The organism is bacterium, assembly GCA_023135785.1.
Classification (GTDB): domain Bacteria; phylum CAIJMQ01; class CAIJMQ01; order CAIJMQ01; family CAIJMQ01; genus CAZNJA01.
The window spans coordinates 1-9507 of record JAGLSL010000065.1; the positions used below are offsets into that span (position 1 = coordinate 1).

The following is a 9507-nucleotide window of genomic DNA, read 5'->3' on the forward strand; positions in this document are numbered from 1 at the left end:
GATGCCAATGCCTTTGCCCTGCCCGGCGGGTTTGTATATGTAACAACAGGACTTTTGGATTTGGGATTGGAAGATTCGGAACTTGCTTTTATTCTCGCCCACGAAATTGCTCATAACGAATGTGACCATATATTCAAAATAAAAAAGACAGTGGACTTGCTCTCTGTGCTTATGGTCGGTCTTGAAATCTTTGCTATGACTCATATATCCCCTTCCAAAGACGCAAATGAAATTAGAGCCGAATCTGCCGCGCGTTCTTTGGCATATTCACTTTCAGGCGCAATGATAGCAAGCGGATATTCACGCAAGTTTGAAAAAGAAGCGGATTTTTGGGGCAGAATATACCTTGCAAAGGCAGGTTTTGACGTCACCGGCTCTAAAACCGCTTTGGAAAAAATAGACATTATGAAAAGACAACGTCCCGACCTTTTTTCAAGTTTACTTATGACCCATCCCTATATTTTAGATAGATTAAATCAAGCCGAAGAATCCCCGATAACCTTTTCGCAAGATATATTCATAAAAAAAAAAACTAAGCAAGCAGGCAATTTTATTCAGGACTATCTTGTACAAGAAGCGCAAAAATATGAAACCAAAGACAAAAAAGTTCTCTCACTTCTTCTGTATAGAAACGCATACTATATATACCCTTCAGGCAATCAGGCAGATAAGGTTCTTTATGAACTGATAAAAAACAGAGAAGAGAAAGAAAGGAAAAAAAACAAATTTCTGACAAATTGGAATTATCTGATTAAACATTACGAAACTCTTCTTAAAAATTACCCTGCTACATCATTGAAAAAAGAAGTCACAGCCAAACTCGAATCCGTAAAAAAAGAAAGAGACGAAGTTTACAAATGGTATGAAGAAAAAATTCGCCAAACAGAAGGCAGCGGACAACTCGACGCGGTTCTGCCGTTAGACTATTATTCCAACTTTATAGAATTTTTCCCCGAAAGCCCGTTAGTGCCCAAAGCGCGATACTTTCTTGCAAAGGCATATATATCTGCAAACGAATACGATAAGAGCTTAAATGAACTTATAACCCTGATGAAAAATCCTAAAAATGACCACTTGCCCGCCCGCCCGCCTTTGGCGGGCAAGCAGCAGGCAGGGTGGGGTAGGAAGGCAAAAGAAGAAATCGTCACCATAATAGACAAATCAACAGATATTGTTTTGTTGGGTAGATTATTGGTTCTGGATTTTTCCGTAGAGGTAAAGGCTAAGGTAAATACGCGTCTTAAAGAAACTATTCCCGAAATAAAAGAACCTGCTCCGATAAAAGTCTCTACCAAAGATAAAGCCAAAAAAGATAAAGAAGAGGTATCCCGAAACCCTTCGGGATTACTTCTAACGGGACTTGCTCAGTTAGATAAATTTTCCAAGGAATTCCCCGAAAGCGAACATAAAGAGATTGTTGCTAAAAGAAAAGCGAAATTAGCGCAGGAACAGTATATTGAAGCGCGGGCTCAAAGCTTGTCAGGTAACTGGTATAAAACAGTCACAATCTACCGTAAAATCCTCAAATACGCCCCCGATACTGTATCCGCTAAACAGATACGGCAAGAGTTTGACCGACTGGAACAATTGAGAAGGAATGAAACAGGTTAATATTGGTTAATAAGAGTCCGCCACTAAAAATTGGCGAGACAGGGTTAACAACGGTTAATATAGGCAAAGTCCCCAAGTCTTGTTTTGTTTCCCCTCAGTCCGCCACCGATACAATGGCAAGACTAAACGGGGGGACAGGTCGTAAATCTAAACGGCTAAGGTTAATCCGCCAAGTTTGTCTCTTTATCTTATTTTTATCTGCTTTAAGTAATGAAACTTTCCACGAATGAACACCTGCCCAAATACCCAAAATCCACCCCGGAAAACTCTGCCAGCCAAAACCAATAAAAAGTATTGAACCTTGCATTGGGAAAAGAAGGAGTATGATTAAATCATAAATACAAACATAACTTATAATTATACATACCCAGACAAACAAAAACGAAATCGTTGCTACTATGTATTTCATTTTTTCACTTTCTTATTGCTACTACATTAAGAGCACCAGTAGGGTCTTTTGCTGTGTGGTTGTTGTATCTAAAAAGCATCGGGGGAAAGCCGGCTTTTTTTAGTTCGGACAGGATATCTTTCCAATGCGCGATATATCGCGTGGGAATATATTCCTTTCCTTGTATTGTTCTCAAACCCTGAAACTTGCCGTATTTTTTTGCCTCAATATAAATTACACTCCCCAGGATTTTTTGGTTCTTATACAGATTTGCAAAACTATGACGGTTGATAGGGGAGCACATGCTCATAAGGACAAAGATACCTTTCGGCTTTAAAATTTGGCGGATTTTGTGCAATACGGTTTTTCTATCCCGGCGGTTAGTAATGCAATGCAGGAATTGTCCGTCAACACAGAGGTCGTATTTACCCAAAGGTTTTGTGTCCATTGAGCAGAAGTCGTCGTTTATGTATTTTATCTTGAGTCCTTGGGATTGGGCTTTTGCCATTTTGATTGCGGTTTTGCTGATATCTATACCTGTGGTTGTGAATCCTTTTTTGGTTAGCCATCTGCTGATTGTTCCTGTGCCGCAACCAAGTTCGATTGCCTGTCCTTTTTTAGGCGCCCATGATTGTATAAAGATATCTTCCAAAAAGTGTTTATCGGGAGGGGAGATTGACCAAGGGGAGTTTCTTCGGAACCAGGATTTAATCCCATGGGACTTCATTTTTCTATATTCGTACTCATGTGCTTCATAAGATTTTCGCATTGTCGTATTTTATAAAAAATTATTTTCCCCCTCTTTCTTCCCCAGATTTACCCTACAAATCTAAACGGCTAAGGTTATCTCGCCGTAAGGCGGATAAACAAATATGTCAAATTAAACTAAACAACAAGATGCAAGTTACAATAACCAAACAAATTTCAATCTCCAAATTCCAAACAGTTTTATAATTGGTGATTGTTTGTCTCTTGTCTCTTGGTGTTTGGTTATTAACTCTTTTTCCTTCTCACTTTTTATCTCTGGTGCACATTCCTATTACTATTACCTATTCCCACCTCCGAGGTGGGAATGGGTAAGGGGTTTCGTATCATCTCCTTTTATAAATTATTTCAGTCCCTCTTTGCAAAAGAATACTGTATTTTAGTAGAATTATCTCTACTAAACAAGAAGTATAAAGGATAATAAAATATGAAAATATTGGTGATAGGTAGTGGCGGCAGAGAACACGCGTTGGTATGGAAAATTTCCCAAAGTCTATTGGTGCAAAAAATATATTGCGCGCCCGGAAACGGGGGGATAGGAAAACAAGCAGAGTGTGTTGATATTAAAGCGGATGACATAGATGGACTTAAAAATTTTGCTTTAAGTAAAGCCATAGATTTAACCGTGGTAGGTCCTGAAGTTGCGCTTGTAAAAGGTATAGTCGATGAATTTGAAAAAGTGGGTTTGAAAATCTTCGGACCTAATAAGAAAGCGTCACAACTTGAAGGAAGTAAAGTTTTTTCAAAAGAACTGATGAAGAAGTATCAAATTCCTACTGCAGAATTTAGGGTCTTTGAGGATTCAAAGGAAGCAATCTCTTACATGAAATCAAAAGAAATGCCGCTCGTTGTAAAAGCTGATGGATTAGCAGCCGGAAAAGGAGTTATTGTCTGCAAAACGCAGGGCGAAGCCGTTGATGCGGTTAAAAAAATAATGGAAGATAAAATCTTCGGGGATGCCGGCAAGAAAGTTGTAATTGAAGAATGTCTGGAAGGCGAAGAAGCATCAATACTTGCATTTACGGACGGTGAACACATTAAATTATTGCCGACTTCACAGGACCACAAGAGAATATATGACGATGACAAAGGTCCCAATACCGGCGGAATGGGGGCATATTCGCCTGCGCCAATTGTTAATGAAAATCTTTTACCTATAATAAGGAGAGACATTATAAAAAAGACCATAGACGGATTAAGAAAAGAAGGTATTGTTTATAAAGGAATTTTATACGCTGGACTTATGATAAAAGAAGGTGAGATAAAAGTGCTTGAATTCAATGTAAGATTTGGTGATCCGGAGACACAGGCAATTCTACCTAGAATGGGGTCGGATATTATTCAACCTATTATGGCTACGATTGATGGCAACTTAGATGATGTTGATTGCCAATGGAAAAAAGAATCTTGTGTATGCGTTGTTTTGGCTTCAGGTGGTTATCCCCTAAATTATCATAAAGGAAAAGTAATTAAAGTATTAGATAAAATCAAAGATTCTGAGAATATAATGGTATTTCACGCGGGGACGAAAAAATCAGACAGCGGAAATATAGTTACCGACGGAGGAAGAGTTCTTGGTGTAAGCGCGCTTGGTATGGATATAAAAGAAGCTATTGATAATGTTTATGATGCAGTAAACTACATCAGTTTTGAAAATATGTGTTACAGGAAAGATATAGGAAAGAAAGCATTTTTGTAACTAATTTCTGTGGTTTGCATTGACAACTCTTTAATAGCTAAGTTAACTGTTCCAACAAAATCGGAGTTTGCAAGAATTTACTCGATAGATTAGAATACCAGCAATGAAAACTTTAAAACTATTGTTTCTTATAATACTGTTTCAAATCGTGTTTGTTCTTAATGGTTCTGCGGCAATTATTGATTATATTGTCGCTACGGTAGACAAGGAAATAATTACATACTCCGAACTAAAAGAAAAATTGGCGATTGTTATAGAGCATTATCAAAAGGTTTATAGTGGAGACGATCTCGAAAACCGATTAAAGCAGGCAAGAGAAAGTATATTAAACGAAATAATAGAGGAGAAAATTCTGCTAATAAACGCGGAAAAGGAAAAGGTTAAAGTTACGGAAGAGGAAATTGAAAAAAATATTGAGGAATTCAAAAAAGAATTTTCTACGCCCGATGAATTTTACGCTGGGTTAAAAAAAGAAGGACTTACACTTGCCGAATTTAAAGAAAAAACAAAATCGAGAATAAAAATCGGTAAATTCATCAGATTGAATGTTTTCAGAGATATTAGAATTACAGAAGAAGAAATCACGAACTTCTACGAGGAGAACAAACCTGCGTTTTTAATGCCGGAACAGGTAAAAATTTCGCAGATTTTGATTAAAGATGAGAGTAATAATGAGGCAGGAAAAACAATAGAAGAAGTTTTTCAAAAACTAAAATCAGGAGAAGGTTTTTCTTCACTTGCAAAATCGTATTCCGAAGAGCCCAATGCTTCCGGTGGAGGAGATTTAGGTTTTGTCTATATTGAACAACTCCAACCACAGATTAGAAAAGCTCTTTTGGAACTCAAAGTAGGCGAATTCACAAAACCAATCCTTACTTCCGCAGGTTATCACATCATAAAACTGGAAGCCAAAAGACTTTCTCAATATGCGCCAATTTTAGAAGTAAAGGATTTGATTAGAAAAAAACTTTACGATTCTAAAGTAAGCGAAGTATATAGGAAATGGATGGAAAGCGCCAAAAAGAATATAGAGATAGCTATCTTTGGATAATAAGTTAAACCGTATAGAAAATATTCAAAATCTGTTAGGAACTCCGATGTAACGTTGGGGTAGGTCAACCCCGTTAGAGATTAAAAAGGAGATGCTACGAATTATCTCAGTACTTAAGAAAATAATAAGGGAAAATATTCAAAGGTTAAGTGTGGTTCACGGTCGCCATTTGGCGACTTATCTTTAACGAGGTCAAAGGATTTAATGGGAAAATTGTCTTAATAAGTAGAAGGATAGGTGGGATTATGAAGAACAAACTTAAATCTTCAATGAAGAATGAGGGGTTCACTCTGATAGAGCTTCTTGTAGTAGTAGCAATTATCGGAATTTTGGCTGCGGTGCTTCTTCCTGCATTGGGCAGGGCGCGTGAGATTACGGTGAGAACAAGATGTACAAACAACCTGCATCAGATAATGCTTATTAACATCATCTATGCGAACGATAATGATCAATATCTGCCGGGACCATCTGGCATTAGCTCGGGTAATGCAAGCGAAAGTGATGTCAAAGGAGGTTATCTTTATACAGGTGGTTATCTGACTAACCTCGACTATTGGAAATGTCCAAGTGCCCAAGCTCTATATCCAAATACTCAGGCTGGATATCCACGGGCGATTGACTATACTGTGAGCATGCCCGGATACTTTGTGCCATATAACCAAGCAAATAGCGCAGGTGGACTTGACGGCAACGGTATGATGACCTTTATCTCCAGCGACGAAATAACACCGAGCAGAACGCGGAAAATTACAACGTTTCCGGGGCCGAGCCAAACAGTGGTCTATGCTGAAGAGAACACGGGAAAGGTGCCAAGTGGGTGTTTTGGGTCGACTTACACAATCAATGACCCAACTTTATGTTGGGAAGATGTGGTTGAGCCGCGTCATATTGATAATTCTACTGCAGGATGTTTAGATGGACATGTGATTCTTATTCCATGTGCCCTATCGGGCTGTAAGGCTGGAGAATGTCTATATACCCAAAATTGTCCCAAGAGGATACAGCTGATGCCTCAATACTGCCCATTTTCTGGATGGACAGCTGGTGGTTATTGAATTTCTCCGTGCTAAGGCACGGGGTTTCTTAAACGATTTAGTCTTGTTATTTAATTTCCTTTTCTAAACTGACAATACATTCAAATAGCAGTTTACAAATTACTTTGTTTATATATAATACAAAAGATTGACCCAATCTCGGGTGATGCAAGGTATAGATATGGAGAAAATGGCCCCAAGCAGATACATTGTATGCCTGAATACTGTCCATCCCCTATAAACTTTATCTGGGGTTGTATATATGCTATAATTCCAACCGTTTTGTAATGAAAGGAGAAGCTGAAGATGTCTGACGCAGAGATGTTACTGTTTTCCGGTAATGCTAATAAGAAATTAGCCGAAGAAATAGCGCAGTATCTTGATATACCTCTATCCCCCATGGAAATAACTAATTTCGTGGATGGGGAGATATTTTTAAAGATACTGGAAAATGTGCGGGGGACGGATGCTTTTGTAATTCAGCCGACTTGTCCTCCCGTCAATGACAATATTATGGAGCTTTTGTTCATAATAGATGCTTTGAAGAGGGCATCGGCCAGAAGAATAACAGCGGTTGTTCCTTATTACGGATATGCAAGACAGGACAGGAAAACAGAACCACGCGTTCCTATTTCGGCTAAAGTGATAGCTAATATTTTGACGGTGGCAGGCGCAAGCAGGGTGCTTGTTATAGACTTGCATGTTGGACAAATTCAAGGGTTTTTTGATATTCCGGTAGACCATCTTTTTGCGGCTCCCTTAATGATAGATTATATAAAAAGAAAACGGTTGTCGGATTTGACTATTTTGTCTCCCGACACAGGTGGTGTGGAAAGAGCAAGAGCTTTTGCAAAAAGATTGGAAGCTTCTTTGGCTATCATAGATAAAAGAAGACCCGAAAGAAATGTGGCGGAATTAATGCACATCGTGGGCGATATTGAAGGCAGGAATGTAGTTATAGTTGATGATATGATAGACACCGGCGGAACGATTATTCAAGCCGCAGAAGCTATTAAAAAAAGCGGAGCTAAGGACGTATATGTTTGTAGCACGCACGGTGTTTTTTCTAAAGATGCGCTGAATAATTTACAGAAGTCGGTTTTGAAAGAAATTATTGTTACAAATACCATTCCTCAAAACAAGGAAAGCGAATATAGTAAGCTTCAAGTTCTTTCTATAGCGCCTTTATTAGGCGAAGCTATAAAAAGAATACATAACGAGAGTTCTGTAAGTTCTCTATTTGTTTAACACTTGATTGTAGGGATACAAGAAATATATCTAATGGGGGGTAATATTCATGAAGAAAGTTGACCTTGATGTTCAAGAAAGAAAAGAAACAGGTAAAGGCAAAGTAGGAAGATTAAGAAAAGCCGGTTTTGTTCCGGCTATAGTTTATGGGGATAACAGCAAAGGTCTTTCCGTAAAAATAGATAAAAAAATTCTTGTTCATTTTTTACACGCAATAGGCGAAGGCAATGTGCTGACAAATTTAAAAATTAAAGGTGAAAAAGGAATATCCGAACAGCTTGTTATTATAAAAGATACACAACTTGATCCTGTTAACGAAGATATTCTCCATTTGGATTTCCAGCGTGTTTCTTTGACAAAGAAAATAATTTCCGAAGTTCGTATTATATTAAAAGGCGAGTCTGAAGGAGTTAAAGCGGGCGGTATGTTAGACCATGCACTGCGAACAGTGCAAGTCGAATGTTTACCTGCGGATATGCCGGAACGTATAGAGATAGATATTTCTACTTTTAAAATTCATGATGGTATACATGTTAAAGACTTGCCTGTATCCTCAGGTGTGGAGATGATTACCGATATGGAAAGAAATGTTCTTTCTATTCTTCCTCCAAGAAAGATAGAAGTTGACGAGGAAACAATAAAGACAGATGAAGAGCCGGAAGTAATAGGCGAAAAGGGTAAGGTAGAAGCCGAAACCGTGGAAGAAGCAAAGAAGGAAGAAGCCGGAACCGCAGAAGAAGCAAAGAAGGAAGAAGCAGGAAAAGAAGAAGAGAAGAAGGGAAAATAAATCCCCAAGCCAATTTTAACATTTATTCCTTCCCGCCTGCTCGCCTCTCGGCGAAGCCGAGGGCTTGCTTGCCCGCCAGAGGCAGGCGGACGGGCAGGCAAACCCAATTGGATAATGTGGGGCTTTCTGGTGTGATTGTAAATATTAAAACTATGCCAATTGGTGTGAGGGTCTTTAAATGCATCTGATAGTCGGGCTGGGAAATCCAGGCAGAGAATATAAATATACAAGACATAATATAGGTTTTTTGGTTGTGGATGCTTTAAGTAAAAAGTTGTCTGCGCAGTTTAAAAGAAAACAGGATTATTTTTGGGTTGAAACAACTGTTAGGGACAATCCCGTAACAATCGCGAAACCAAGAAAATTTGTAAATTTGTCAGGTGAAGCTCTCAAAAAAATGGTAAGTAATTTTGGGACGGGAACCAACGAGATGCTTATTATTCATGATGATGCAGATTTGCCTTTGGGAGTTTTGAAAATAAAAAAAGGCGGTAGTTCTGCCGGACATAGAGGAGTAGAATCTATTATTCAAAAACTTGGCAACTCTGATTTTCCAAGAATGAGAATAGGCATCGGAAGAGACCGAAAAGATTTGAAAGATTATGTCTTAAGTGAATTTTCAGTTTCAGAAAGAGAAATTATAAAAGATACAATAGATATGTCCATAAATGCGATATTTGCATTTGTGGATGAGGGCATTGATAAAGCAATGCTTAATTTTAACATAAGAAAAAAGAAAAAGATTTAGTTAAAGACACATAGAAATATGTGGAAATATGGTAGAGATATGTAGTAAAAACAATTTATTTCGATATATCTCAAGGTATTTCTATTTATTTCAGTTTAGTATCTTTAATTTTTAATTAACTAATAAGGAGGTAGTGGAAAATGTTGTTATTGTCGTCTATTTTTGCAAGTGCTTTA

The 9507-nt window shown here is 38.1% G+C and carries 9 protein-coding genes; 7 read left to right on the plus strand and 2 right to left on the minus strand.

The features are described from left to right. Window positions 1-1611: M48 family metalloprotease (locus tag KAS42_05085; protein ID MCK4905591.1), on the plus strand; the 1611-nt coding region annotated here is incomplete at its 5' end. 94 nt (window positions 1612-1705) lie between these two features. On the opposite strand, the gene KAS42_05090 is transcribed toward KAS42_05085, so the two are convergent. Further along, window positions 1706-2020 carry a hypothetical protein gene (locus KAS42_05090; GenBank protein ID MCK4905592.1) on the minus strand — a complete coding sequence of 105 codons (315 nt, stop codon included), beginning with the start codon at window positions 2018-2020 and terminating at the stop codon, window positions 1706-1708. A 4-nt stretch (window positions 2021-2024) separates the two neighbouring features. Then, window positions 2025-2651 carry a class I SAM-dependent methyltransferase gene (locus KAS42_05095; protein MCK4905593.1) on the minus strand — a complete coding sequence of 209 codons (627 nt, stop codon included), beginning with the start codon at window positions 2649-2651 and terminating at the stop codon, window positions 2025-2027. Between the two features lie 540 nt (window positions 2652-3191). Between KAS42_05095 and purD the strand changes: the two genes are divergently transcribed. From purD to KAS42_05125, 6 genes are all read left to right on the plus strand, one after another. After that, the gene (purD, locus tag KAS42_05100; protein MCK4905594.1) at window positions 3192-4463 is read left to right on the plus strand and encodes a phosphoribosylamine--glycine ligase; all 1272 of its coding nucleotides are present in this window, start codon (window positions 3192-3194) and stop codon (window positions 4461-4463) included. A 103-nt stretch (window positions 4464-4566) separates the two neighbouring features. Beyond that, window positions 4567-5514, plus strand: coding sequence for a peptidylprolyl isomerase (locus tag KAS42_05105; GenBank protein MCK4905595.1), 948 nt, complete (start codon window positions 4567-4569; stop codon window positions 5512-5514). Window positions 5515-5783: 269 nt separating this feature from the next. Then, on the plus strand, window positions 5784-6569 hold the full coding sequence (locus KAS42_05110; protein ID MCK4905596.1) for a type II secretion system protein: 786 nt from the start codon (window positions 5784-5786) through the stop codon (window positions 6567-6569). Window positions 6570-6854: 285 nt separating this feature from the next. Beyond that, window positions 6855-7796, plus strand: a complete 942-nt coding sequence (locus tag KAS42_05115) for a ribose-phosphate pyrophosphokinase (GenBank protein MCK4905597.1) — start codon at window positions 6855-6857, stop codon at window positions 7794-7796. A gap of 49 nt (window positions 7797-7845) precedes the next feature. Beyond that, complete coding sequence (locus KAS42_05120) at window positions 7846-8583, plus strand: 50S ribosomal protein L25 (GenBank protein MCK4905598.1); 738 nt, start codon at window positions 7846-7848, stop codon at window positions 8581-8583. A gap of 178 nt (window positions 8584-8761) precedes the next feature. After that, a complete protein-coding gene (locus tag KAS42_05125) occupies window positions 8762-9331 on the plus strand; it encodes an aminoacyl-tRNA hydrolase (protein ID MCK4905599.1) in 570 nt (189 codons plus the stop codon). Window positions 9332-9507 lie beyond the last annotated feature (176 nt).